The 22,713-nt window shown below is 68.8% G+C and carries 23 protein-coding genes and 1 pseudogene; 16 read left to right on the forward strand and 8 right to left on the reverse strand.

The genetic code is table 11. The features are described from left to right. Window positions 1-64: 64 nt before the first annotated feature. On the reverse strand, window positions 65-523 hold the full coding sequence (locus CFP71_RS00610) for a MarR family transcriptional regulator (RefSeq protein ID WP_093931846.1): 459 nt from the start codon (window positions 521-523) through the stop codon (window positions 65-67). 90 nt (window positions 524-613) lie between these two features. On the opposite strand from CFP71_RS00610, the gene CFP71_RS00615 reads away from it, so the two are divergent. Together CFP71_RS00615 and CFP71_RS00620 are read left to right on the forward strand one after the other, a co-directional pair. Then, window positions 614-1,804, forward strand: coding sequence for a PP2C family protein-serine/threonine phosphatase (locus tag CFP71_RS00615; RefSeq protein ID WP_093931847.1), 1,191 nt, complete (start codon window positions 614-616; stop codon window positions 1,802-1,804). A gap of 61 nt (window positions 1,805-1,865) precedes the next feature. Then, the gene (locus CFP71_RS00620; RefSeq protein WP_093931848.1) at window positions 1,866-2,603 is read left to right on the forward strand and encodes a GNAT family N-acetyltransferase; all 738 of its coding nucleotides are present in this window, start codon (window positions 1,866-1,868) and stop codon (window positions 2,601-2,603) included. Here CFP71_RS00620 and CFP71_RS00625 read toward each other — a convergent pair. After that, window positions 2,548-3,324 (reverse strand): ABC transporter permease, encoded by a 777-nt coding sequence (locus tag CFP71_RS00625; RefSeq protein ID WP_093931849.1) that lies wholly within the window; start codon window positions 3,322-3,324, stop codon window positions 2,548-2,550. The two genes, CFP71_RS00620 and CFP71_RS00625, sit on opposite strands and share 56 nt — an antisense overlap. Further along, the gene (locus CFP71_RS00630; protein ID WP_093931850.1) at window positions 3,321-4,106 is read right to left on the reverse strand and encodes an ABC transporter ATP-binding protein; all 786 of its coding nucleotides are present in this window, start codon (window positions 4,104-4,106) and stop codon (window positions 3,321-3,323) included. Before CFP71_RS00630 ends, CFP71_RS00625 begins: the two co-directional genes overlap by 4 nt. A gap of 60 nt (window positions 4,107-4,166) precedes the next feature. Between CFP71_RS00630 and CFP71_RS00635 the strand changes: the two genes are divergently transcribed. The 5 genes from CFP71_RS00635 to CFP71_RS00655 are packed head-to-tail and all read left to right on the forward strand — an operon-like array spanning window position 4,167 to window position 9,159. Then, a complete protein-coding gene (locus CFP71_RS00635) occupies window positions 4,167-4,937 on the forward strand; it encodes a TetR/AcrR family transcriptional regulator (RefSeq protein WP_093931851.1) in 771 nt (256 codons plus the stop codon). A 59-nt stretch (window positions 4,938-4,996) separates the two neighbouring features. Next, window positions 4,997-6,028 (forward strand): L-threonine 3-dehydrogenase, encoded by a 1,032-nt coding sequence (gene tdh / locus CFP71_RS00640; protein ID WP_093931852.1) that lies wholly within the window; start codon window positions 4,997-4,999, stop codon window positions 6,026-6,028. Next, window positions 6,028-7,209 carry a glycine C-acetyltransferase gene (locus tag CFP71_RS00645; protein ID WP_093931853.1) on the forward strand — a complete coding sequence of 394 codons (1,182 nt, stop codon included), beginning with the start codon at window positions 6,028-6,030 and terminating at the stop codon, window positions 7,207-7,209. The genes tdh and CFP71_RS00645 overlap by 1 nt, the downstream gene beginning before the upstream one ends. Continuing rightward, window positions 7,206-8,120 (forward strand): LysR family transcriptional regulator, encoded by a 915-nt coding sequence (locus CFP71_RS00650; protein WP_093931854.1) that lies wholly within the window; start codon window positions 7,206-7,208, stop codon window positions 8,118-8,120. Before CFP71_RS00645 ends, CFP71_RS00650 begins: the two co-directional genes overlap by 4 nt. 40 nt (window positions 8,121-8,160) lie before the next feature. Beyond that, window positions 8,161-9,159 carry a TerC/Alx family metal homeostasis membrane protein gene (locus CFP71_RS00655; protein WP_093931855.1) on the forward strand — a complete coding sequence of 333 codons (999 nt, stop codon included), beginning with the start codon at window positions 8,161-8,163 and terminating at the stop codon, window positions 9,157-9,159. On the opposite strand, the gene CFP71_RS00660 is transcribed toward CFP71_RS00655, so the two are convergent. Then, entirely contained in the window at window positions 9,156-9,719 is a 564-nt protein-coding gene (locus CFP71_RS00660) for a TetR/AcrR family transcriptional regulator (RefSeq protein WP_093931856.1), read from the reverse strand. The genes CFP71_RS00655 and CFP71_RS00660 overlap by 4 nt on opposite strands. An 81-nt stretch (window positions 9,720-9,800) precedes the next feature. On the opposite strand from CFP71_RS00660, the gene CFP71_RS00665 reads away from it, so the two are divergent. From CFP71_RS00665 to CFP71_RS00675, 3 genes are all read left to right on the forward strand, one after another. Continuing rightward, on the forward strand, window positions 9,801-10,859 hold the full coding sequence (locus tag CFP71_RS00665) for an FAD-dependent oxidoreductase (RefSeq protein ID WP_093931857.1): 1,059 nt from the start codon (window positions 9,801-9,803) through the stop codon (window positions 10,857-10,859). Window positions 10,860-10,946: 87 nt separating this feature from the next. Further along, on the forward strand, window positions 10,947-12,179 hold the full coding sequence (locus tag CFP71_RS00670) for an HNH endonuclease signature motif containing protein (protein ID WP_425266586.1): 1,233 nt from the start codon (window positions 10,947-10,949) through the stop codon (window positions 12,177-12,179). Window positions 12,180-12,919: 740 nt separating this feature from the next. After that, window positions 12,920-13,222 carry a hypothetical protein gene (locus CFP71_RS00675; RefSeq protein ID WP_244199510.1) on the forward strand — a complete coding sequence of 101 codons (303 nt, stop codon included), beginning with the start codon at window positions 12,920-12,922 and terminating at the stop codon, window positions 13,220-13,222. Between the two features lie 272 nt (window positions 13,223-13,494). Here the strand turns inward: CFP71_RS00675 and CFP71_RS00680 are convergent, their stop codons facing one another. The 3 genes from CFP71_RS00680 to CFP71_RS00690 all read right to left on the reverse strand — a co-directional run bounded on the left by CFP71_RS00680 (window position 13,495) and on the right by CFP71_RS00690 (window position 16,631). After that, entirely contained in the window at window positions 13,495-14,796 is a 1,302-nt protein-coding gene (locus tag CFP71_RS00680; RefSeq protein ID WP_167405947.1) for an MFS transporter, read from the reverse strand. A gap of 108 nt (window positions 14,797-14,904) precedes the next feature. After that, on the reverse strand, window positions 14,905-15,687 hold the full coding sequence (locus CFP71_RS00685) for an alpha/beta fold hydrolase (RefSeq protein ID WP_093931858.1): 783 nt from the start codon (window positions 15,685-15,687) through the stop codon (window positions 14,905-14,907). Next, window positions 15,684-16,631 carry a LysR family transcriptional regulator gene (locus CFP71_RS00690; RefSeq protein WP_093931859.1) on the reverse strand — a complete coding sequence of 316 codons (948 nt, stop codon included), beginning with the start codon at window positions 16,629-16,631 and terminating at the stop codon, window positions 15,684-15,686. The genes CFP71_RS00685 and CFP71_RS00690 overlap by 4 nt, the downstream gene beginning before the upstream one ends. A gap of 87 nt (window positions 16,632-16,718) precedes the next feature. On the opposite strand from CFP71_RS00690, the gene CFP71_RS00695 reads away from it, so the two are divergent. The 5 genes from CFP71_RS00695 (at window position 16,719) to CFP71_RS00715 (ending at window position 21,694) form a co-directional block, all read left to right on the forward strand. Beyond that, the gene (locus tag CFP71_RS00695) at window positions 16,719-17,867 is read left to right on the forward strand and encodes an acyl-CoA dehydrogenase family protein (RefSeq protein WP_093931860.1); all 1,149 of its coding nucleotides are present in this window, start codon (window positions 16,719-16,721) and stop codon (window positions 17,865-17,867) included. Between the two features lie 17 nt (window positions 17,868-17,884). Further along, window positions 17,885-19,039, forward strand: coding sequence for a CaiB/BaiF CoA transferase family protein (locus CFP71_RS00700; RefSeq protein ID WP_093931861.1), 1,155 nt, complete (start codon window positions 17,885-17,887; stop codon window positions 19,037-19,039). Continuing rightward, window positions 19,036-19,836 (forward strand): HTD2 family dehydratase, encoded by an 801-nt coding sequence (locus CFP71_RS00705; RefSeq protein WP_093931862.1) that lies wholly within the window; start codon window positions 19,036-19,038, stop codon window positions 19,834-19,836. The genes CFP71_RS00700 and CFP71_RS00705 overlap by 4 nt, the downstream gene beginning before the upstream one ends. After that, the gene (locus CFP71_RS00710) at window positions 19,833-20,654 is read left to right on the forward strand and encodes an HpcH/HpaI aldolase/citrate lyase family protein (protein WP_093931863.1); all 822 of its coding nucleotides are present in this window, start codon (window positions 19,833-19,835) and stop codon (window positions 20,652-20,654) included. The genes CFP71_RS00705 and CFP71_RS00710 overlap by 4 nt, the downstream gene beginning before the upstream one ends. 92 nt (window positions 20,655-20,746) lie before the next feature. Beyond that, window positions 20,747-21,694, forward strand: a complete 948-nt coding sequence (locus CFP71_RS00715) for a helix-turn-helix transcriptional regulator (RefSeq protein ID WP_093931864.1) — start codon at window positions 20,747-20,749, stop codon at window positions 21,692-21,694. A 137-nt stretch (window positions 21,695-21,831) separates the two neighbouring features. Here CFP71_RS00715 and CFP71_RS00720 read toward each other — a convergent pair whose 3' ends face one another. Continuing rightward, on the reverse strand, window positions 21,832-22,464 hold the full coding sequence (locus CFP71_RS00720; protein WP_093931865.1) for a TetR/AcrR family transcriptional regulator: 633 nt from the start codon (window positions 22,462-22,464) through the stop codon (window positions 21,832-21,834). A gap of 48 nt (window positions 22,465-22,512) precedes the next feature. Here CFP71_RS00720 and CFP71_RS00725 point away from each other — a divergent pair. Continuing rightward, window positions 22,513-22,713, forward strand: a pseudogene (locus CFP71_RS00725) (patatin-like phospholipase family protein); the annotation flags it as partial.

Here is a 22,713-nt window from a genome sequence, read left to right on the forward strand (position 1 = left end):
GATCACTGTTGTCATATGACAACAGTGACCCTACTCCAGTGGTGACGCGGACACCGTACGGGCGTCAGAACTCCGCGGCGGCCTCGCGGAACTCGCGGAGTCCGGCGGCGAGCGCGGCCTTGGCCTCGGGGCTGAGCTTCTCGAGCACCGACTCCAGGCTTTCGCGACGGCGTGCCCGCAGGTCACGCAGGTAGGCGCGGCCCCGGTCGCTGAGCCGCAGGGTGAGTTCGCGGCGGCTGTGCGTGCCGGGCAGCCTGTCGACGAAGCCGACGGCCTCCAGCCGATCGCACAGGCGGCTCACCAGCGGCGGGGTCGAACCCAGCAGCTCGGCGAGCGCGCGCAGATTCAGGCCGTCGTGGTGGTCGAGCGCCACGACGGCGCGTACTTGGGACGTCGACAGCGGACGCGGTGACGCCTCACGGGCGCGTTCGAACATGATCTCGAGCAGCTCGGCCGTCTCGGTCACCACCGCCGCCACGGTTTCGGCGCCGGGGGGCTCAGCGGACCGATTCACGACACCCACTCTCGCATCCTTATGCTGAACTGTCAGCTCAGCTGGTCGCGGTACGCCCATCGGCCGGCCCGCGCGGCCCGGTGCGGGAGGCGGAAAAAGGTGGACAGATCCTTGGTGGTCGAGCGGATACTGAGAGGCGTCCAGCCGCACGACCTGCTGGACGGTTTGCGTTCGGCGTTGCGGGAGCACTTCGACGCCGTGGCCGCCGAACTGCTGATGGCCGACTACAGCCTCGCCGAACTACGCCGGGTGACCGTGCTGCCCTACACCACCGACCCGTTGCCGGTGGCGGGCACGACGGCGGGCGAGGCCTTCACCACGCAGTGCGCGACGTTCGAGACCGTCGAGGACGGCGTCCGCGCCCACCTTCCGGTCTCCGTGCGCGGAGACCGGCTCGGCGTCCTCGTCGTCACACTCCCCGAGGACCAGGAACCGCCCGTGTGGGCGGAACTCGGCCGGTTCGCCGAGGCGCTCGCGCACGAGGTCTTCGTCGCCGACCGCGACACCGACCTCTACGTGCAGGCGCGCCGGTCGTCCCGGCTCACCCTCGCGGCCGAGATGCAGTGGCAACTGCTCCCCGGCCGCGCGTGCGCGCGCCCCGAATTCGCCCTCGGCGGCCAGCTCGAACCCGCGTACGCCATCTACGGCGACTGCTTCGACTGGTCGGCCTCGGCGCGAAAGCTGTCGGTCACGCTGGTCAACGGCATGGGGGACGGGACGAGCGCGGCGCTGCTGACCAACCTCGCCGTCAACGCGCTCCGTAACGCCCGGCGGGCCGGGATCCCGCTCGACGCCCAGGCCGAACTCGCCGACCAGGCCCTTTACGCGCAGTACCGGGGCCAAGAGCACGTCGCGACCCTGCTGCTGGAATTCGACCTCGCGACCGGCTCGATCGACGCCGTCGACGCCGGATCACCCCGGCTGTGGCGATTCCGCCACGGAAAGGCCGAACGGGTCGCCTTCGACGAGCAACTGCCACTCGGCACCTTCGAAGACACCTCGTACACCATCGAACGCCTGCAAGCGGTGCCCGGCGACCGCTACGTGTTCGTGAGCGACGGCGTCTACGACGTGGCGGGCCCGCACGGCGAGCTCTACGGCGACCGCGAACTCACCGAGGCCATCGTCGCGACCGCGGACCTGCCCGCCGCCCACGTGCCGAGGGCGGTCCTCGCCGAATTGGGCGAGCACCGCGGCGGCGGGCCGGCCGCGGACGACGCCATGGTCGTCTGCCTCGACTGGTTCGGGCCGAATCCCGGCGCGGACCTCGCGGTGACCGCCGGATCCTGACCGGCCGCGTTCAGGATGTGGGAGCGGGAATGAAAGCCCGCCCGCCGATGTCGCAGCCGTCATGGTCACCCCTCCCGACGATCCGGTCTGGTCATCTCTGACCGGGCCGCACGCCCGCTTCGCCGAACGTTTCGGCCAGGTTCTGCGCTACCAGGTCGACGTCGCCCCCTTCTTCGCGCTGCCACCCGAACCGGACGACGGCGTCTGGGCCGACGTCGCCGCGCTGGCCGGTCCGGGCGCGACGGTCACCATCCACAACTCGCTGCCCCTCCCGGAGGGGTGGGAGGTCCTCGGCAGGATCGCCGGGGTCCGGCTGGTCGACGTCGCGCTCGAAGCCGCCGAAGATCCCGAGGCCGTCCTTCTGGGCCCGGACGACGTCCCGGAGATGCTGGACCTTGTCGAGCGGACCAAACCCGGCCCGTTCAGGAAGCGGACCATCGAACTCGGGACGTACCTGGGGATCCGGCGCGGCGGCGCGCTGATCGCGATGGCGGGCGAGCGGATGCACCCACCGGGCTGGACCGAGATCAGCGCCGTCTGCACCGACCCGGCGTATCGCGGCCAGGGCCTGGCGACCCGGCTCATCCGCGCGGTGGCGGCGGGAATCCGGGCCCGCGGCGAGCGGCCGATGATGCACGCGGCGGCCACGAACACCTCGGCCATCCGCCTGTACCAGTCGATCGGGTTCGAACTGGTGCCGCGGCCGGACTTCGTCTCGGTCCGTGTCCCCGGGACTTCCGCCGTCACCGGCCCAGTGCGCGATACCGGTTCGCTGCCAGCGGGAGAAAGAGTGCCGTGAGCACGGCCGGCCAAAGCAGGGCGAGCGCGACAGAATGCGTGCTCGCCCAATCGGCCGCGCCCCAGGTCGGGTTGCCGAACAGGTCCCGGATCGCGGTCGCGGTGGCGGACAAGGGATTCCAGGCGCCGATCGCGCCGAGCCAGCCCGGCATGGTCGACGGCGAAACGAACGCGCTCGAAAGGAACCCGACGGGCCAGACCAGGATCTGCACGGCGACGGCCGATTCCGGCGTCTTGAGCAGCAAGCCGAGGTAGATCCCCACCCAGGTGAAGGCGAACCGCAGCCACAGCAGCAACCCGAACGCGGCCAGCGACGGCAGAAGGCCGCGTTCCGGTGTCCAGCCAACCAGTAGCCCGGTCACCACCATGACCGCGAGACCGACGACGGCGTTGAGCAGATCGGCCACGCCGCGCCCGGCGAGGATCGCCGTCGCGGAGACCGGCATCGCGCGGATCCGCTCGGTGACACCCTTCGCGGTGTCCGTGGTGACGGCCACGACCATCGCCTCCAGGCCGAACAGCATCGTCATCGCGAACATGCCGGGGATCAGGAAGTCCAGGTAGTCCCCGTCGGGAACGGCCATCGCGCCGCCGAAGAGGTAGCCGAACATCAGCACCATCAGGACGGGGAAGAGGAAGCCGACCAGGATCGAGCCGGGCCGTTGCCGCCAGTGCAGCAGGATGCGGCCGGCGAGGGCGGTGGTGTCCGTGATCGCGGTCATACGGGCTCTCCTGTGGTCGCGGTGTGGCCGGTGAGGTGCAGGAACACCTCGTCGAGGGTGGGTTTGCGGGTGATGGTCTCGACGCGGTCCGGTCCGACCTTCGCCTTGAGTTCGTCCGGGGTGCCCGCCGCGACGACGCGGCCCGCGTCGATGACGGCGATCCGATCGGCCAGCTGGTCCGCCTCCTCCAGGTACTGCGTGGTCAGCAGCACCGTGGTGCCCGAGCCGACCAGGTCCCTGATCGACGACCAGACCTCGATGCGGGCCCGGGGGTCGAGACCGGTGGTCGGTTCGTCGAGGAACAGCACGGGTGGCGAGAGGATCAGGCTGGTCGCCAGGTCCAGCCGTCGTCGCATCCCGCCGGAGTACGCGGCGACGGGTTTCCCGGCCGCCTCGGTGAGATCGAACTGTTCGAGGAGTTCGTCCGCCCGGCGTTTCGCCGCCGCGCTCTTCAGGTGGTAGAGCCTGGCGAACAGCACGAGGTTCTGGCGGCCGGTGAGGATCTCGTCCACCGACGCGTTCTGCCCGACCAGGCCGATCCGGTAGCGCACCGACCGGGGGTCGGCGACCACGTCGTGCCCCGCGACGCGGGCCGTTCCGCTGTCCGGGCGCAGCAGGGTGCTCAGGATCCGTACCGCCGTGGTCTTCCCCGCGCCGTTCGGGCCGAGCAGGCCGCAGACCGTGCCCGCCGGGACGGTGAGATCGAACCCGTCCAACGCCACCTTGTCCCGGTACCGCTTACGCAGGTCGACGGCTTCCAGCGCCGCTTCTTCGTATGGCATACGAAGTAAGATAGCACAAACTTCGTACAGGTTACGGAGTAGTTCGCCTATGATGGCGCCATGACCCGGACCGAGAACAACGGCGGCGGCGATCCCGCGCGGACGATCGCCACGCTGTGGGGTACCCGGCAATTGCCGCGCCGCGGGCCGAAACACACGCTGACCAGCGAACAGGTGATCGCCGCCGCCGTCGAACTCGCCGACGGCGACCAAGATCTCGCCACCCTGTCCATGCGCCGGGTCGCCGAGTCGCTGGGTGTCGGCACGATGTCGCTGTACACCTACGTCGCGTCCCGCGAGGAGCTCCTCGAAGCGATGCTCGACCGGGTCTACGGCGAGGCGGTCCGGGAACTGGGCGAACCCGGCGATCGCGACTGGGTGGAGGGGCTGCGCGAGGTCGCGCGGGTGAACTGGGACCTCTGCCTGCGGCATCCGTGGGTGCTGCAGGTGTTCACCGGCCGTCCGCCGCTCGGGCCCCGGTCGATCGCGAAGTACGAACGCGAACTCGCCGTCGTCGAGGGCCTCGGCCTCACCGACGTCGAGATGGATTCGGTGATCACGCTGGTGCACGACCACGTCCAGGGGACCGCGCGCCGCCGGATCGAGGCCGACCGCGCGGTCCGCCGCACCGGGATGGACGACGCGCAGTGGTGGGCGAAGGCCGGTCCGGCGCTCGCGGAGGTCTTCGAGCCCGAACGTTTCCCGCTCGCCGCGCGCGTCGGACAGTCGGCCGGTGAGGCGCACAACGGCGCTCACGATCCCGAGCACGCCTATGCGTTCGGGCTCGCCCGGCTGCTCGACGGCGTGATCACTCTTGTGAAGACACGCTAACGAGGGATTTCAGAAACTCGCGATGGACTGAACAGCGTGGCCGGGTCAGACTTCGCGCCATGAAGGCATTGGTCAAAGCCGACCGAGCACCCGGGCTGGAACTCACCGACGTTCCGGACCCCGCGGTCGGCCCCGGCGACGTCGCCGTCCGCGTGCTGCGCGCCGGGATCTGCGGCACGGATCTGCACATCGACTCCTGGGACGACTGGGCGGCGCGCACCATCGCCGCGCCGCTGGTCGTCGGGCACGAGTTCGTCGGCGAGGTGGTCGAGATCGGCCGGTCGGTGACGACGGTCAAGGTGGGCGACCTGGTCAGCGGCGAGGGGCATCTGGTCTGCGGGAGCTGCCGCAACTGCAAGGCCGGGCGGCGTCACCTGTGCGCCCGGACCAAGGGCCTCGGCGTGCACACCGACGGCGCGTTCGCGCAGTACGCCGTCCTGCCCGAGCAGAACGCCTGGGTGCACCGCACCAAGGTCGACCTCGACATCGCCGCGATCTTCGACCCGCTGGGCAACGCCGTGCACACCGCGCTGTCCTTCCCCGTCATCGGGGAGGACGTGCTGGTCACCGGCGCCGGCCCGATCGGCATCATGGCAGCCGCGATCGCCCGCCACGCCGGCGCGCGCAACGTCGTCGTCACCGACGTCAGCGAGCACCGCCTGGAACTGGCCCGCAAGGTCGGCGTCGACCTCGCGCTCGACGTCTCTTCCTCGACCATCGCCGACGCGCAGGAACGGCTCGGCATGGCCGAGGGCTTCGACGTCGGCATGGAGATGAGCGGACGGCCCGAGGCGCTGCGCGACATGATCTCGAACATGTCGCACGGCGGCCGGATCGCGCTGCTCGGCCTGCCCGCGTCCGACGTGTCGGTCGACATCGCGTCCGTGGTGCTGAAGATGATCCAGCTCAAGGGCATCTACGGGCGTGAGATGTTCGAGACGTGGTACTCGATGTCCGTGCTGTTGCAGGCCGGGCTGGACATCTCGCCGGTGATCACCCACCGGTTCGGCTACACCGAGTACGAGAAGGCGTTCGCGACGGCCAGGGAAGGTCGTTGCGGCAAGGTCATCCTGGATTGGACGGAGAACTGATGTACGGCGCGATGCGCGACGACCTCAAGGCCGGGCTCGCCGAGATCCGGGAAGCCGGGCTGTACAAGGGCGAGCGGGTGATCCAGGGGCCGCAGCGGGCTTCGGTCAGTGTCGCCGGCGGCGACGTCCTCAACTTCTGCGCCAACAACTACCTCGGCCTCGCCGACCATCCCGAGCTGATCAAGGCCGCGCAAGAGGCGCTGGACCGCTGGGGCTTCGGCATGGCGTCGGTGCGGTTCATCTGCGGGACCCAGCAGCCGCACAAGGAACTCGAGGCGAAGCTCTCGGAGTTCCTCGGCACCGAGGACACGATCCTCTACAGCTCGTGCTTCGACGCCAACGCCGGGCTCTTCGAGACGCTGCTGACCGACCAGGACGTCATCATCTCCGACGAGCTCAACCACGCTTCGATCATCGACGGCGTCCGGCTGTGCAAGGCGAAGCGGATGCGCTACCGCAACCGCGACGTCGCGGACCTGGAGGCCCGGCTGAAGGAGGCGTCCGGCGCGCGTTACCGGATGATCGCCACCGACGGCGTGTTCTCGATGGACGGCTACCTCGCGCCGCTCGACGAGATCTGCGAGCTGGCCGAGCGGTACGACGCGCTGGTGATGGTGGACGACTCGCACGCCGTCGGCTTCACCGGTCCGACCGGTCGCGGCACGCCGGAGCTGTTCGGCGTGCAGGACAAGGTCGACGTCCTCACCGGCACCCTCGGGAAGGCCCTCGGCGGCGCGAGCGGCGGCTATACCTCGGGCCGCGCGGAGATCGTCGAGATGCTGCGGCAGCGTTCGCGGCCGTACCTGTTCTCGAACTCGCTCGCGCCGTCGATCACCGCGGCCGCGCTCGCCACGCTGGAACTGCTGGGCTCTTCGAGCGAGCTGTTGACCAAGCTGCGCGCCAACACCGAGCTCTTCCGCCGTCGGATGACCGAAGCGGGCTTCGACCTGCTGCCCGGCGAGCACCCGATCATCCCGGTGATGATCGGCGACGCCGCCAAGGCGGGCAAGATGGCGGATCTGCTGCTCGACCAGGGCATCTACGTGGTCGGGTTCTCGTATCCGGTGGTGCCGCACGGCAAGGCCCGGATCCGGACACAGATGTCGGCGGCGCATTCCGCCGACGACGTCAACCGGGCCGTCGACGCGTTCGTGACAGCAAGGTCCATGATGGACGAATGATCGATCCGCGACGGCTGCGCGTGCTGCGCGCCCTCGCCGACCACGGCACCGTGACGGCGGCGGGACAGGCGCTGCACCTGACGCCGTCCGCGGTGTCCCAGCAGCTGGCCGCGCTCGAAGCCGAGTGCGGCCAGCAGCTGCTTCGCCGGTGGGGTCGCCGGGTGTCCCTGACCGCCGCCGGTGAGCTGATGGTGGTGCACGCCAACGCCGTCGCCGCGGAACTCGAACGGGCGCACGCCACCCTGGCCGCGCTCGATTCGGGGGTGCGGGGCATGGTGCGGCTGGCGAGTTTCGCCTCCGCGATCACCCTGGTCGTCGCGCCGGCGATCGCCTCGCTGCGGTCCGGTTCGCCCGGTGTCACCATGCAGGTGCAGGACGTCGAGGGGCACGCGAGCATCCCGCTGCTGCTCGACGGCGAGGTCGATCTGGCGATCACCGAGGAGTACCGGCTCTCGCCACGGACGGATGAGAGCAGGCTCACCCGGTTCCCGCTGTACGTGGAGCCGTTCGACGTCGTGCTGCCCACCGCGCACCGGCTCGCGGAAGCGTCCGAAGTGGACATCGACGAACTCGCGGACGACGACTGGATCGCCCCGAAACCCGGGAATCCCTGCCGTGACGTGCTGATGATCGTCTGCGCCAATCCGGGGATCCGGCACGTCTCCGACGATTTCCACGCGATCACCACCCTGGTCGCGGCGGGAGAGGGCGTGGCCTTGGTGCCGCGCAACGCTTTCACCGCTGTTCCCGGCTCGGTCGCCATCCCCTTGCGTGGTGAGCCGCCGCTGCGCCGCGTGTTCGCCGCCGTCCGGCGGGGGAGCGCGGATCACCCGCTGCTCAAGACCGTCCTCGCCGCGCTGTTGGACGCGGCGCCGGGTCATGCGAATGCGGACCGCGGGAGTTCCACTTAAGATCTTCCTCACCTGCCGCCGAACGAAAGACAGGGTCCGGATGCTCCAGATCGATGGCCTCACCTGGACCCTGACGATCGGGCTGGTGCTCGGGCTCCTGGCCCTCGACCTCATCCTCGCGGCGGTGCGGCCGCACAAGGTCGGTTTCGGCGAGGCGGTGGCCTGGTCGGTCGGCTACATCCTGGTCGCGGTGGCGTTCGGTGTCTGGCTGACCCTGGCGCACGGCGGCGACTTCGGGCAGCAGTACTTCGCGGGCTACATCGTGGAGAAGAGCCTGTCGGTCGACAACCTCTTCGTCTTCGTGATCATCATGAGCACCTTCGCGGTGCCAGAGGAACATCAGCACAAGGTGCTCACGTTCGGCATCGTGGTCGCGCTGATCATGCGCGCGATCTTCATCGCGCTCGGCGCGACGCTGCTTTCGTTGTTCTCCTTCATGTTCCTGTTGTTCGGGCTGTTGCTGATCTACACCGGCATTCAGCTGTTCCGGCATCGCGACGAGGATCCGGACGTCGAGAACAACGTGGTGGTGCGGACCGCTCGCCGTCTCCTGCCGCTGTCGCAGGATTACGACGGCGGGAAGCTGTTCACCCGGCTCGACGGTAAGCGGGTGGGCACGCCGCTGGTGGTGGTGCTGCTCGCGATCGGCGGGATCGACCTGCTGTTCGCGCTGGACTCGATCCCGGCCGTCTTCGGTGTCACCGACGAGCCGTACATCGTCTTCGCCGCCAACGCCTTCGCCCTGCTGGGCCTGCGCGCGCTGTACTTCCTCGTGAAGGGCCTGCTCGACCGGCTCGTGTACCTGTCGGCCGGGCTCGCGGTGATCCTCGGGTTCATCGGGATCAAGCTGATCCTGCACTGGGCCCACGTGGACATCGACGAGAGCGTTCCGGAGATCTCGACACCGGTCAGCCTCGCGGTGATCATCGGCATCCTCGTCGTGGTGACCGTGGCCAGCCTGCTCAAGACCCGGAACGACCCCTCCGCCAAGGCGCATCCGGGCTCGCTGCGCGGCTCTCGTCCGTCCGAAGAAGACTAGCGCCAGCCGTGGGTGAGGAGGTCGAAGATCTCCTCGACGGCCTTCTCGGGGTCTTCCCGGCCGCGGGTGAGTGCCGGGATGTCCAGGACGAATCGCGCCAGCGCCCGGGACGCCGTGTCTTCGGGGGCCTTGCCCGCGTCTTCGGCGATGGCCTCGCCGAGAGCCGCGGCGTGCCGGGTCCACATGCGTTCGCCGTACTCCTGGAGCGCGGGGGTGCCGCTCACCAGCGCGGTGAACTCGGGGTACTGGGGGTGGGCCGTGAGCGGGAGCCACGTCGCGAGCACGTACTCGCGTAGGGCCTCGACGACGCTCTGGCCTGCTTCGCGGTCTCGTACGGCGGCGATCAGGTTCGCTTCACGGTCTTCGGACTCGTCGAAGACCAGGGCTTCCTTGCCGGGGAAGTGCTTGAACAGCGTCGTGGTCGACACGTCCGCCGCCTCGGCGATGTCGCGGATGCTCACCTGGTCGTAGCCGCGCTCCAGGAACAGTTCCAGGGCGGCGTCCGCCAGTGCCTGGCGAGTGGCCGCCTTCTTGCGCTCACGCCGTCCCGGTGTCTCCATGAGCGCAGTCTACCTCATGAGTTGTCACGCTCACTAAGTTGACTCGTTGCACTTTTTAACTCGTTCTGCTTTTCTGGTCGCATGACGATCAGCATCATCGGAGCGGGCCCCGGCGGCCTGACTTGCGCCCGCATCCTGCAAAAGCACGGCATCCCCGTGACGGTCTACGACCGCGACCCGCACCCTCGGGCCCGGAACCAGGGCGGCACGCTCGACCTGCACGCGGACGACGGGCAGATGGCCCTGCGCGAAGCGGGTCTGCTCGACGAGTTCTTCGCGCTCGCCCGCCCGGAGGGGCAGGAGATGCGCAAGCTGGATCCCGCCGGCGTGCTTTTGGAGCACCATGTCCCGGCCGAAGGGGAGCTGTTCAAACCGGAGATCGACCGAGGCCAGCTGCGGGGTCTGCTGCTGGACTCGCTGGAGCCGGGCACCGTGCGATGGGGTTCTGTTCTGGAGAAGGTCGAGCTTCCGGGGCGTTTGCGGTTCGCCGACGGGACGACAGTCGAGACGGATCTGGTCATCGGTGCCGACGGCGCGTGGTCGCGGGTCCGGCCGGCGGTGTCGGCGGCGGTGCCCGAGTACTCCGGGATCACCTTCCTGGAGGCCTGGTTCGACGACGTCGAGAACGCGCATCCCGAACTCGCCGCGCTCGTCGGTCATGGCAGTGCGATGGCGGCCGACGGTGAGCGTTGCCTCTTCGCCCAGCGCAACAGTGGCGACCACATCAGGGTCTATGTGATTCAGAGTCTGCCCGCGGACTGGGCCGGTTCCCTTGGTACCGCGGAGATTCGCGCCCGGCTGCTCGACTCGTTTTCTTCCTGGTCGCCGTCGATGCTTCAGATGGTCACCGACAACGACGGGCCCTATGTGGACCGTCCACTGTACGTGCTTCCGGTTCCGCATACGTGGGCGCACACGCCGTCGGTAACCCTGCTGGGCGACGCCGCCCATCTGATGCCGCCACTCGGCGTCGGTGTCAATCTGGCCATGGTCGACGCTTGCGAGCTCGCTCTCGCGCTGGCCGGTTCCGGGAGTGTCGGTGAAGCTGTCGCGGTTTATGAGAAGACCATGCTTCCCCGATCGGAGAAGTACGCGCGGCGGCTGGAGAACGGTTCTCAGGAGTTGCTTGAGGTCGATTAGCTTTGCTGTACAAGGGAAACACTGTCGACTTCGAAAACTGTCGGTGGTCGCTTGTACGTTCTGCGTGTGGACACACTCAACGCCACTGTGGCGCTACTCAAGGAAATCACCGATTCGGAAGTCTTGAAGGAGGTCAATGCTTCGCTGGATACGTTGGGGGACGAGGATGCCGTGGCCGCCGCGGTGGCGGCGTCGGAGGGGATCGCACGGTTGGAGGCCGTTCGGTTTCGCGCTTTGGGGCAGTTGAGCCGTCATCGTGGTGGGGCGTCGAGCGTGGCGCAGGAGGTCGCTCTCGCTTTGTACATTGTGGACGGACATGCCGCCGGCCTGGTCTCCACCGCCCAAGCGCTGACCACCCGCCTGCCTCGCACGCTGGGGTTGCTGGACCAGGGGAAGGTAGGCGGTTACGGGGCGATGAAAGTCGCGACAGCCACCGCCTGGCTGTCGGATGAGGACGCCCGCGCGGTGGACGCGGTGCTGGAGGACCGGTTACCGGACCGGAACTCCGAGCAGATCCGGAAAGCGGCGAACCATGCGGCGATAATGGCCGACCGCGACGGCGCCTCTCGTCGTGTCGAGCGGCACCGTGCCGGGCGTCGTCTGTTGGTGCGGCAGGGTGAGAGCGGGGTGGCGTCGATCGAGGTCGAGGACGGCCCCGTCGAAAAGGTGACCGCCGCCTACACGCGGATCGATCGGGAGGCCCGGGCGTTACGGGCCGGTGGCGAGACGCGGACTTTGGATCAGTTGCGTGCCGATGTGGCGTTGGATCTTTTGCTGGGCGGGCAGGGCGGCACTGGGGAGCGGGCGGAGGTGTTCCTTTATCTGGACTTGGCCACCTATCTCGGTCTGAATGAGGATCCGGCGGAGTTGGCGGGGCATGGGGATATTCCGGCGTCGCTGGCGCGGGAGATCGCCACCGGGGCGGATACGGTGTTGCGGCGGATCATCACCGATCCGTTGTCCGGGCAGGTGCTGGATCTGGGCCGGGAGCGGTACCGGCCGACCGCCGGTCTCGGCGAGTTCGTGCGGGTGCGGGACCGGGAATGCCGAAGACCCGGTTGCCACCGTGTCGCGCAGGCCTGCGATCTCGACCATTCCGTGCCGTGGCAGTTCGGTGGTCACACCAGCGCCGCCGACCTCGCCGCGCTGTGCCGCCGTGATCACCGGCTGAAGGACGAACCCGGCTGGATCTATCACCTCACCTCTGATGGGACGTTGACCGTCACCACCCCGACCGGGCAGCGCCACACCAGCGAACCACCACCCCTGCACGAACCCCGCCCGGCAGTGTCCCCGGACGACGAACCACCACCATTCTGAGCCCGTCGCCGAAAAACGACCACGGAGACACGGCTTCGCCCACGCCTCACGTGCACCAAGCCGCGGCGACCCACCCGCCTTTGTCGCCGAAAATCGGCCACGGCCCCTCCAATGGGGCAGGCCTCCACAGGAAACCCTCGCCGGGCAACGAGAGTCCTGCCTGCGTCCCTCGCTGTGCTGTCGCGGTCATCGGTCAAGGACGAACCTGGCTGGGTCGGCCGCCTCGCGCCCGGTGGCACGTTGACCGTCACCACCCCTGCACGCACGTTGCCCGACAGTGTCCGCGGAAGACGAGCCGCCGTTCTGAGCCCGTCGCCGAAAATCGGCCACGGAGACGCGGCTTCGCCTACGCCTTACGCGCACCAAGCCACAGCGACCCATCCGCCTTCGTCGCCGAAAATCGGCCACGCCGTCTCCAATGGAGCAGGCCTCCACAGAAACCCCTCCGGGCAACGAGACTCCTGCCTGCTCCCTTGCCGTGCCGTCGCGGTCATCGGTTAAGGACGAACCTGGCTGGATCGGCCACCTCGCATCCGGTGGCACGTTGACCGTCACCACCCCGCACACGCCCACGGTGCAGCACCTCGTCGTCGTGAAGCCGTTACCGATGGACGACCACGCCATCTCTGTCCATACGCGAGGCCGCGCTGGTCCGCCCCCGCGACGTCCTGCCGCCATACTCCGTAGCAAGACATCCAATCGCGCGCCCAATCACAGCCGCGGCGGCATAGCATCGGCAGGTGATCAAGCTCGACCTCGCCCAGTTCGTCGCGGCCGTCCATACCTACGCGCCGAAGTGGGAAGCCACCTCGATTCGATGGCAGCTCACTCTTGGCTCTGAATACGAGAAGAGAGCGGCCTGGGTTGTCTGCGAGACCGGCGACATGGTGGGCTGGTTCGTCATCTGGACCAGCGGCGAAGTCGAACTCGAGATCGGAAACCTGCGTTCATTACGACCTTGCCGGCCCCGAAGAACTCACCGTCCGCCTGGACGGCCTCACCCGCAAGCTGACCGAGCAGACCTGACCACTCGCACCGGTTGACAGCAACCGCATGGACACCTTCCGCGCAACGGCCCAGCCGTGAATCTGTCGCCGAAAATCGACCACGGGTTCGTAGGCGCAGGTTTCGCAAGGAGATCCTGGCTTGGCCATGAGGCGGCCCCGGCCGTCGAACCGCCTCCGTTCAGGGCCGTTGCCGAAAATCGGCCACGTGAGCACAAATCCGCTCGCCTCTCCAACGGGACCCCGCCCCGCACCGACCCAAACGCGAACTTGTCGCCGAAAATCGACCACGGCCCAACCCCGAAAGAACCTCACCCCGCAACAGAATCACGAGCAGGCGAAGCGGAAACCTCCAGGGAGGAGTCCCGCGAAGGTTCCCGCACCACCAAAGTCGCCACGAAGGTCAGCGCGATACACCCGGTGACCCACCAGAAGAACACGCTCTCGTGCCCAGCCTGCTTGAGCGCCAAAGCGATCGGCTCCGAGAGCCCGCCGAAGACAGCGGTCGCCAGGGCGTGCGGAAGGCCGACGCCCAGGGCGCGGACGTTGGTGGGGAACATTTCCGCCTTGATGATCGCCGAAAGAGCCGTGTAGCCGCTGAGGAACACCAGCGCCGTGATCATGAGCAGGAAGGCGATCCACGGGTTCCCGGTCCTGCCCACGAGCGTCATGATCGGCACGGTCAGGAGCATGCCGCCGACGGAGAAGCCGAACATGACCGGGCGGCGGCCGAAGCGGTCGGAAAGGGCGCCGGCGACGGGTTGCATGAAGATGAACAGGAACAGGGCGGCGAAACCGATGAGCGAGGCGGTCGGCTTGGGGATTCCCGCCGTGTTCACCATGTACTTCTGGAGATAACTGGTGAAGGTGTAGAACGCGACCGTCCCGCCGATGGCGAGACCGAGCACGGCGAGGACCTGGCGGCGATGCGAGCGCAGCAGGACCCGCAGCCCGCCGCGGGAAGGCGAGGAGCGCTGGAAGTGTTCCGACTCCATCATGCTGCGGCGGAGATACCTGACCACGAGTCCGGCGATCGCGCCGAGCACGAACGGGATCCGCCAGCCCCACGCGTACATCTGCGCCTCGGTCAGCAGCGACTGCATCACGATCATCACCAGTAGGGCCGCGAGCTGGCCGACGGTGATCGAGACGTACTGGAAGCTCGAGTAGAACCCGCGTCGTCCCGGAGTGGCGATCTCGGAGAGGTACGTCGCGCTCGAACCGAACTCGCCGCCGACGGAGAGGCCTTGCGCGAGCCTGGCGACCACGAGGATCACGGGCGCGAGAAGGCCGATCGACGAATAGCCGGGCGTGATGGCGATGGCCAGCGAACCGAAGCTCATCAGCGTCACGGACAGCGTCAGCGCGGCCCGCCTGCCGAACCTGTCCGCGTAGAGGCCCAGGAGCCAGCCGCCGAGCGGCCGCATCAGGAAGCCGACCGCGAACACGACGGCCGTGGACAGCAGCTGCGCCGTCTGATTTCCCTCGGGGAAGAAACTCGCCGCGAAGTAGATGCTGAACGAGGCGTAGACGAACCAGTCGTACCACTCGACCAGGTTGCCGAGACAGCCGCGGACCACGTTCGCCACGACGCCGGATTTCTTGTGCGGCAAGGGAAGCTCCTGCGCTCCGGGATGCCGACCATCATGAGCTGTGATCCCTGCGGTTGAGAAATAGAAATCCGCGATGGACACATACCCGGTCGGCATGGAGCTCGGGACCTACCCCAGGAAGTCGCTCACCAGGTCGCTCGCCTCGGGGCGGCACTCGTCGAAGTAGGCGTGCCGCGCCTCGGCGAAGAGATGCATGCGCGCGTCCGGAATCCGCTCAGTCAGCAGGGGCGCGTTCGCCGGGGGCGCCAGCAGATCGTCGTCGCCGTGGAGAACCAGGGTAGGGGCGGAGATCTCCGGAAGCACGTCCCAGGCGTCATGGTTATTACTCGCGACGAGATGCCCGCGCACCGCGTGCGGCGGCATCCCGCGCGCTCCCAGCACTCGATACGGCCCTGGATTCGCCGCTCGCCAGGCAGGGGTGTACATCAGGTCTTCCAAGGTTTCCCGTGCCTCCACAGAGGACCGCCGGGCCAGCGCCAGCCGCACGTCGTTCGACCGCTCGACACCGTGTTCGCCGCCCGGCGAGGTGCAGCCGAGGACGAGCCGTCGCACCCGGCCGGGATGCCTCGCGGCGACCCACTGCGCGACCCGGCCGCCCATCGAGGTTCCGTAGACGTCGGCTTCGGCGACGTCGAGCTCGTCGAGGACAGCGATCACGTCCTCAGCGAAACCCGTTGTGGAATAAGGAGAATCCGGCGCGTCACTGGCTCCGGTGCCGCGATAGTCCATGGTGATCGTGCTCGGGAAATCCCCGCGCGTGCGGTCCCACCAGGTGTGGTCGTTCGCCTGCCCGGCCAGCAGCACGAGCGGCCTGCCGGTGCCCTGCCACTGGTAGGCCAGCCGGGTGCCGTCGGCGGCGACGGCGTGGCCAGTGCGGGGGAGCGTGGTCATTCTTCTCCTGTCCGGTCGTCCCAGAGCCGGGCCGAGGGCCATTCGCCCTCGCGCACGGTCCGGTGGATCTGCTGGACCAACGCCCGTGCGACGGCGTCGACGGCGGGCGTGACCCGCGCGGTCCGCGGCATGCCGAGGACGACGGTGCGCCAAACCTCCGGTTCGCATACCGGAGCCGCGCTCAGGGCGCCGTCGGCGACGTCCGCCGCGATGCCGATGCCGGGCAGGATCGTCCAGCCGTGCCCGCCGAGCACCAGGCGTTTCTGCAACGTCATCGAGTTGGTCTGCACGGTGACCTCGGCCTCGGCGCCCGCCTCGCGGGCCGCGCCGTCGATGAGAGTGCGCAGCGCGTGCCCCTCGGACGGCATGACCAGCGGATGTGCCGCCACCTCCGCGAACGGGACCGGCCGGGTGGGATCCAACCCGGCCGAAGGCGGAGCGACAGCCCAAAGTCGTTCGCGGACCAGCGGGCGGACGTTGAGCGACGGCGTGCTGGTCAGGTTGTAGAGCAGGCTCAGATCGACGTCGCCGTCGTCGATCCACCGCTGAAGATGCCCCGAGTACGCGGTGAGCAGCCGCAGTTCGATCCCCGGATGGTCGCGCAGCACGGCCGTCGTGAGCGGCGCGGCGAGCCGCTCGGCGGCGCTTTCCAGCAGCCCGACCGTGACGATCCCGGTGACCACCCCGGGTTTCGGGGCCAGCTCGGCCCGGGCCCTGTCGAGTTCGGTGAGGGCCCGGCGGGCGCGTTCGACCAGCGTCGCGCCGGCCTCGGTCGGGCGCATGCCGTGACGGGTCCGCTCGAACAGCGGCACCCCGAGTTCCTGTTCCAGGGTGCGGATCTGCCGGGTGACCGCGGGCTGGACCAGGTGCAGCAGCTCGGCCGCGCGGGTCACGCTGCCGACTTCGGCGACCGTCACCAACGCTTTGAGCTGCTTGAAGTCCACTGTCGTCCCCTGCTCATCGCGGTCCGGTATGCGGCTATCACCATTAGGTATTTCACTTACCTGGTCATCATCACTCATGATAATCGCATGACCGAGGAAGAGACCGCCATCGTCGCGCTCGTGGCCGAATTCGTGGATCGCGAGGTCCGGCCCGTCGCCCGGGAGCTCGACCACGCGAACACCTACCCGGAGAACCTCATCGACCAGATGAAGGCGATGGGCGTCTTCGGGCTGGCCGTGCCCGAGCCCTGGGGCGAGACCCAGGTCTCCGCCCAGTGCTACGCGTCGGTGACCGAGGAGCTCGCACGCGGCTGGATGAGTCTCGCCGGCGCGATGGGCGGGCACACCGTCGTCGCGAAGCTCCTGGCTACGTATGGCACTCAGGAACAGAAGGACGCCTACCTGCCGAAGATGGCGACGGGCGAGATCCGCGCGACGATGGCGCTCACCGAACCCGGCGGCGGCTCGGACCTGCAAGCCCTCCGCACCACGGCGCGGCGAGAAGGCGACGAGTACGTCGTCAACGGCGGCAAGACGTGGATCACCAACGCGCGCCGGTCCCAGCTGGTCGCGTTGCTCTGCAAGACCGACCCCGCCGCCGAACCGGCGCACAAGGGGATCTCCGTCCTGCTGGTGGAGAAGGGACCCGGTTTCGAGGTCTCGCGGGATCTGCCCAAACTCGGCTACAAGGGTGTCGAGAGCTGTGAGCTGTCCTTCGACGACTTCCGCGCCCCGGCCACGGCTCTCCTCGGCGGAGAGGAGGGACGCGGCTTCGCCCAGATGATGCGGGGACTGGAGATCGGCCGGATCCAGGTCGCCTGCCGGGCACTCGGCGTCGGCCGCGCCGCACTGGAGGATTCCCTGCGCTACGCCCAGGAACGGGAGAGTTTCGGCAAGCCGATCTGGCAGCATCAGTCGATCGGCAACTATCTTGCGGACATGGCGACCAAGCTCGAGGCCGCGCGGCAGCTGACGCATCACGCGGCGCGGCGTTACGACTCGGGCGAGCGCGCGGACCTGGAGGCGGGGATGGCGAAACTGTTCGCCTCCGAGACCGCGATGGAGATCGCGCTCGACGCCGTCCGGATCCACGGCGGCTACGGCTACTCGACCGAGTTCGACGTCGAGCGGTACTTCCGTGACGCGCCCTTGATGATCGTCGGTGAGGGCACCAACGAGATCCAGCGCGGCGTGATCGCGCGCCAGCTGGTCGAACGGCACCGCATCCCGTCCTGAACAGCGAGGAAGGCAGTATGCGCCAACCACTCGAGGGAATCACCGTCGTCGCGCTGGAGCAGGCCGTCGCCGCGCCGTTCGCGTCACGCCAGCTCGCCGACCTCGGCGCGCGGGTCATCAAGATCGAACGTCGCGGCGCCGGCGACTTCGCCCGTGACTACGACCGGACCGTCCACGGGCAATCGAGTTACTTCGTCTGGCTCAACCGGGGCAAGGAAAGCGTCGAACTCGACATCAAGGATCCGGCCGACCGGGAACTGCTCGGCGCGATGATCGGCCGGGCCGACGTCTTCGTGCAGAACCTCGTGCCCGGGGCGGTGGAACGGCTCGGACTGGACGCCGGGACATTGCGCGCGGAGCGTCCGGAACTGATCCACTGCTCGATCTCGGGCTACGGCCCCGAAGGTCCATATCGGACGAAGAAAGCCTACGACCTGCTGGTTCAGTGCGAAACCGGGCTCGTCATGTCCACCGGAACCCCCGAGACCCCGGCCAAGGCGGGGATCTCGATCGCCGACATCGCCACCGGGATGTACGCCTACACCGGCATCCTCACCGCGCTGTACGACCGCGAGCGCACGGGCGAGGGCGCGAGCCTGCACGTCGCGATGATCGATTCGCTCGGCGAATGGATGAGCCAGCCCGCCTATTTCTCCCGCTACGGCCAGGAACCGCCGCGGCGTACGGCCGCGGCGCATCCGTCGATCTCGCCGTACGGTCCGTACCGCACCGGCGACGACAAGATCTTCCTGAGCGTCCAAAGCGAACGGGAATGGGTCGTGCTCTGCCGAGACGTTCTGGCACGTCCCGAACTCGTCGAAGATCCGCGTTTCCGGACCAACGACGACCGCGTCGCCAACGACGACGAGCTGACCGCGATCCTGGAGACGACCTTCACCGGCCTGACCGCCGACGAGGTCGGAGACCTGCTGGAGCGCGCCGGGATCGCCAACGCCCGGCTGCGGACACCCGAACAGTTCACCCGGCATCCTCAGCTGGCCGCGCGAAACCGGTGGCGCGCGGTGGAAACCCCGGCCGGGCCGCTGGAGGCACTGCTCCCGCCGGTCGAGGTGGCCGGCCGCGAGCCGGTGATGGGGCCGGTGCCCGCACTGGGCGCGCACAACGAGGCGATCCGGGCCGAATTCGGTCCCGGCGAGGAGGTCCGGCCGTGAAGGAGGTCACCGAGGTCTTGCAGCCCGGCCCGGCGGAGGCGCTGAGCTCCCTGCTCGACGTCGAGATGCCGGATCTGGACCGCGACGGCCTGCCTCTGCTGTGGCACTGGTTCTACCTGCTGGACCGGCCCGCGCAGGCGGATCTGGGGCCGGACGGGCATCCGCTGCGCGCCACGATCCCCGCGCCACCGGAGCCGGGACGCCGCCGGATGTGGGCGGGCGGCCGAGTGCGGACGTGCGGACCGCTGCGATGCGGCCTGCCCGCCACCCGGCGTACGGAAGTGCTTTCCGTGCAAGAGAAACAGGGGCGCACCGGGCGGCTGACCTTCGTCGTCACCGGGCACAAGGTCATCCAGGACGGCCAGGTCGTTGTCGACGAGGAGCAGGACCTGGTCTACCGCGACGCGGCTTCCGGACGGGCCGAGATGGCCACCGAGGAGCCGGAGGTGCCGGTGGCCGACGGTGAGTGGGCGATCGACGTCTCGCCGACGCTGCTGTTCCGCTTCTCGGCGCTGACCTACAACGCGCATCGCATCCACTACGACCACGACTACGCGCGGGACGTCGAGGGCTACCCGGGGTTGCTCACCCACGGGCCGTTGCAGGCGCTCGCCATGGCCGAAGCCGCGCGGCGGCAGGGGATCGGCGGGGAGCTGGCCTTCGACTACCGCCTCGTCTCACCGCTGTTCGACCATCAGGGCCTGGTGGTCCGTGCCGAAGCGGCAGAGGGCGAGACCGTCACCACGGTCCGGGACCGCCACGGACGTCGGACCGCCACCGGAACGGTGCGCCGATGAGTGAGCTCCTCGTCAGTGCGAAGACGTTCCTGTTCGTCCCCGGGCACCGGCCGGACCGGTTCGCCAAGGCCGAGGCCAGTGGTGCCGACGTCGTGATCCTCGACCTGGAAGACGCCGTCGCTCCCGACCTGAAGGAGGCCGCGCGCGAGCACGTCCGGGCGTGGCTGGCGGAAGGGCATCAGGCGGTCGTCCGTATCAACGCCGCCGGAACCCCTTGGTACCACGAGGATGTAGCGAGTGTCGGCCCCGCGCTCGCGGTGATGCCGCCCAAGGCCGAAGACCGGGCCGAGATCGACGCCCTCGCCGGGCGGCTGCCCGGCGTGGGAATCCTTCCGCTGGTCGAAACTGCGGCCGGGATCGCCGAAGCGGTGGCGGTCTGCGGTGCGGACGCGGTGGTACGGCCGGCTTTCGGCAGCGTCGACCTGGCCGCGCAGCTCGGCGTCGACCATCGGTCGCACGAAGCGTTGCGGTACGCGCGATCCGCGCTCGTCGTCGCCGCGGCGGCCGCGGGCCGGGCGGCGCCGATCGACGGCGTCACCACGGCGCTCGACGACGAGGCCGCGCTCACCGCGGACCTCGGCCACGCCAAGATCTTGGGCTTCACCGGAAAACTCTGCGTGCACCCGCGCCAGGTGCCCGTCGCCGCTCGGGAACTGGCGCCGTCGGCGAGCGAAGTCGAGTGGGCGAGGGGAGTGGCCGCGCTCGTGGGTGACGGTTCGGTGGCCGTGATGGACGGTCAGCTGGTGGACAGGCCGGTCGAGCTGCGCGCCAGGGCCATCCTGGACCGGGCGGGTCAGCCATTCCGACCAGCCGGATGACGCCGATGCGGTCTGGTAGTGCCCGCCGAGTGGCGGTAGCGTTCCGGCGGGTGAACTTTTCGTTACGGTGAACGGAAAGGAGGCGTGGCCCGATGCGCGAACCCTTGGTGACGCAGTTCAAGACCACCGATCCGGAGCAGGCACGGGCGCTGATCGCCGTGGCCTATCGCGACAACCGGCTGCTAGTACGGGGAACCGTCGAAAACTATCGTTTCGAGCACAACCGCTGTGACCTCGGGGACGTGCATTTCGACTTCCTGCACAACACTCTCACCACGGAGGTCGCGGTCCAGCCGCTGGGCAGGATGGTGCTGCTGCGGGTGCTGGACGGGGTGCTGGAGATCGACGACGGTCTCAGCGACCGCAGGTTCGGTCCCGGCGACGTGTTCGTCGGCCCGCACCCCGGTCAGGACTACCGGACGCGGCTGCACGGCGCGCGGCTGCAGATCACCGGTCTCGATCTGTCGCTGATCACGGGGGCCGACCCGGCGCAGGACGGCGGGGCGATCGAGCGGTTGAGCTATGAGCCGGTGAGCCAGGAGAAGGCGCGGCGATGGCACAGGACGGTCGAATACGTCACCGGGTTGTTCGCCGGACCGGAGCAGGAGAACGGTCCGCTGGTGCTCGGCGCGGCGGGACGGCTGGTGGCGGCCATGGCCCTGGACACCTTCACCGCGGGCACCGGCGAGGAGTACCCGTGCGACCGCCGGGACGCCGTCCCGGACACCGTGCGCCGCGGGATCGCTTTCCTGGAGGCGAATCCGGATCTGGACCTCGGGGTCGCCGACATCGCCCGTGCCTGCCGGGTCTCGGTGCGCGCCCTGCAACTGGCGTTCCGGCGGCATCTGGACACCACCCCGATGGCGTATCTGCGTCAGGTCCGGCTGGACCGGGCCCGGGCGGAACTCGGAAATGCCGTCGAAGGCACGACGGTCACCAGTGTCGCGGCGAAATGGGGCTTCCTGGACGGCAGCCGGTTCAGCGCGCAGTATCGAGCGGCCTTCGGCGAATCGCCCAGTCAGACCCTGCGCAGACCTTGAGGTTCGTTTTCGTCGGTGCGGTTGTGCGTTTCCGCCCCTAGCCCCGCGCTCCCGGAAGCGGTTCCATGGTCCTTGTCCACCAGCACGGCCCGGACCCCGTCGGCTGGTGTGCGTACACCGGACCGGCCGGCCGGTCTTCAGCTGGGCGCCGCGATACCGTCGTACATGACGCGGCGGACCGCTCGACTCATCGCCGCCTGCCGTTCCGGTGACGGATCGCGCAGTTCCGAAAGTATCGACGCGAGGATCATGCCGTTGATCGCGCGGGCGGTGGAGTCCACGTCCAGGTCCTCGTGCAGATATCCGAGCCGGACGCCGTGGTGGAGATAGCCCGCGGTCAGTTCGGCGGCGGTCTCGTAGAAGTCCAGCACCCGTTCCCGCATCTCGGCGTCGATGCCCGCCGCTTCGAGCAGGAGGAACCGGGCCATCCGCGGGTCGCCGCCGAAGATCCGGGCGAGCGCGTCGCCGATCCGGGCGCTCTGCCTGCGGTATTCGGCCAGGCTGTTGACCGCGTCCGGCGCGTTGTCCGCGGCCAGCGCGGCGACCACCTTCTCGACCAGGTCCGTGATCACGTGGTCGACGATGTCCCGCTTGTTCTGGAAGTACCGGTAGAACGTGCCGTGCCCGATGCCCAGCCGGGCGGCGATGTCGGCGATACCGGTCGCGTGGTAGCCGCGTTCGGCGAAGCAGTCGAACGCGGTCTCCACGATCTCGCGCCTTAGTTCTTGCTTCTTCCGTGCGGCCCTGCTGACCGGGGTCTCCGTCGTCATTCCGTCAGCTTATTGCCCCGGGCGTTCAAATGACATACCGTTCCGGAAATGACACGTCATTCCGCGAGAGCGCTGGTGCTCGGCTGCGGCGGGACCCTGGGGTTCGCCTGGACAGCCGCGGTCCTCGACGCGCTGCACATCCGGGCGGGCTGGGACCCACGCGAGGCGGAGGTCCTGATCGGGACCTCGGCGGGGGCCGAAGCGGTGGCCATGCTCGGGGCGGGGATCCCGGCGAAGGCGATCCTCGAC

The organism is Amycolatopsis thailandensis (genome assembly GCF_002234405.1).
GTDB classification, from domain to species: domain Bacteria; phylum Actinomycetota; class Actinomycetes; order Mycobacteriales; family Pseudonocardiaceae; genus Amycolatopsis; species Amycolatopsis thailandensis.

Coding starts and splice junctions, on each gene's coding strand:
- CFP71_RS00655 (WP_093931855.1), top strand. CDS start 8,161: ATGCTCCAGATCGATGGCCTCACCTGGACCCTGACGATCGGGCTGGTG.
- CFP71_RS00665 (WP_093931857.1), top strand. CDS start 9,801: ATGACGATCAGCATCATCGGAGCGGGCCCCGGCGGCCTGACTTGCGCC.
- CFP71_RS00685 (WP_093931858.1), bottom strand. CDS start 15,687: ATGACCACGCTCCCCCGCACTGGCCACGCCGTCGCCGCCGACGGCACC.
- CFP71_RS00700 (WP_093931861.1), top strand. CDS start 17,885: ATGCGCCAACCACTCGAGGGAATCACCGTCGTCGCGCTGGAGCAGGCC.
- CFP71_RS00625 (WP_093931849.1), bottom strand. CDS start 3,324: ATGACCGCGATCACGGACACCACCGCCCTCGCCGGCCGCATCCTGCTG.
- CFP71_RS00645 (WP_093931853.1), top strand. CDS start 6,028: ATGTACGGCGCGATGCGCGACGACCTCAAGGCCGGGCTCGCCGAGATC.
- CFP71_RS00695 (WP_093931860.1), top strand. CDS start 16,719: ATGACCGAGGAAGAGACCGCCATCGTCGCGCTCGTGGCCGAATTCGTG.
- tdh (WP_093931852.1), top strand. CDS start 4,997: ATGAAGGCATTGGTCAAAGCCGACCGAGCACCCGGGCTGGAACTCACC.
- CFP71_RS00715 (WP_093931864.1), top strand. CDS start 20,747: ATGCGCGAACCCTTGGTGACGCAGTTCAAGACCACCGATCCGGAGCAG.
- CFP71_RS00660 (WP_093931856.1), bottom strand. CDS start 9,719: ATGGAGACACCGGGACGGCGTGAGCGCAAGAAGGCGGCCACTCGCCAG.
- CFP71_RS00710 (WP_093931863.1), top strand. CDS start 19,833: ATGAGTGAGCTCCTCGTCAGTGCGAAGACGTTCCTGTTCGTCCCCGGG.
- CFP71_RS00630 (WP_093931850.1), bottom strand. CDS start 4,106: ATGCCATACGAAGAAGCGGCGCTGGAAGCCGTCGACCTGCGTAAGCGG.
- CFP71_RS00635 (WP_093931851.1), top strand. CDS start 4,167: ATGACCCGGACCGAGAACAACGGCGGCGGCGATCCCGCGCGGACGATC.
- CFP71_RS00620 (WP_093931848.1), top strand. CDS start 1,866: ATGGTCACCCCTCCCGACGATCCGGTCTGGTCATCTCTGACCGGGCCG.
- CFP71_RS00650 (WP_093931854.1), top strand. CDS start 7,206: ATGATCGATCCGCGACGGCTGCGCGTGCTGCGCGCCCTCGCCGACCAC.
- CFP71_RS00720 (WP_093931865.1), bottom strand. CDS start 22,464: ATGACGACGGAGACCCCGGTCAGCAGGGCCGCACGGAAGAAGCAAGAA.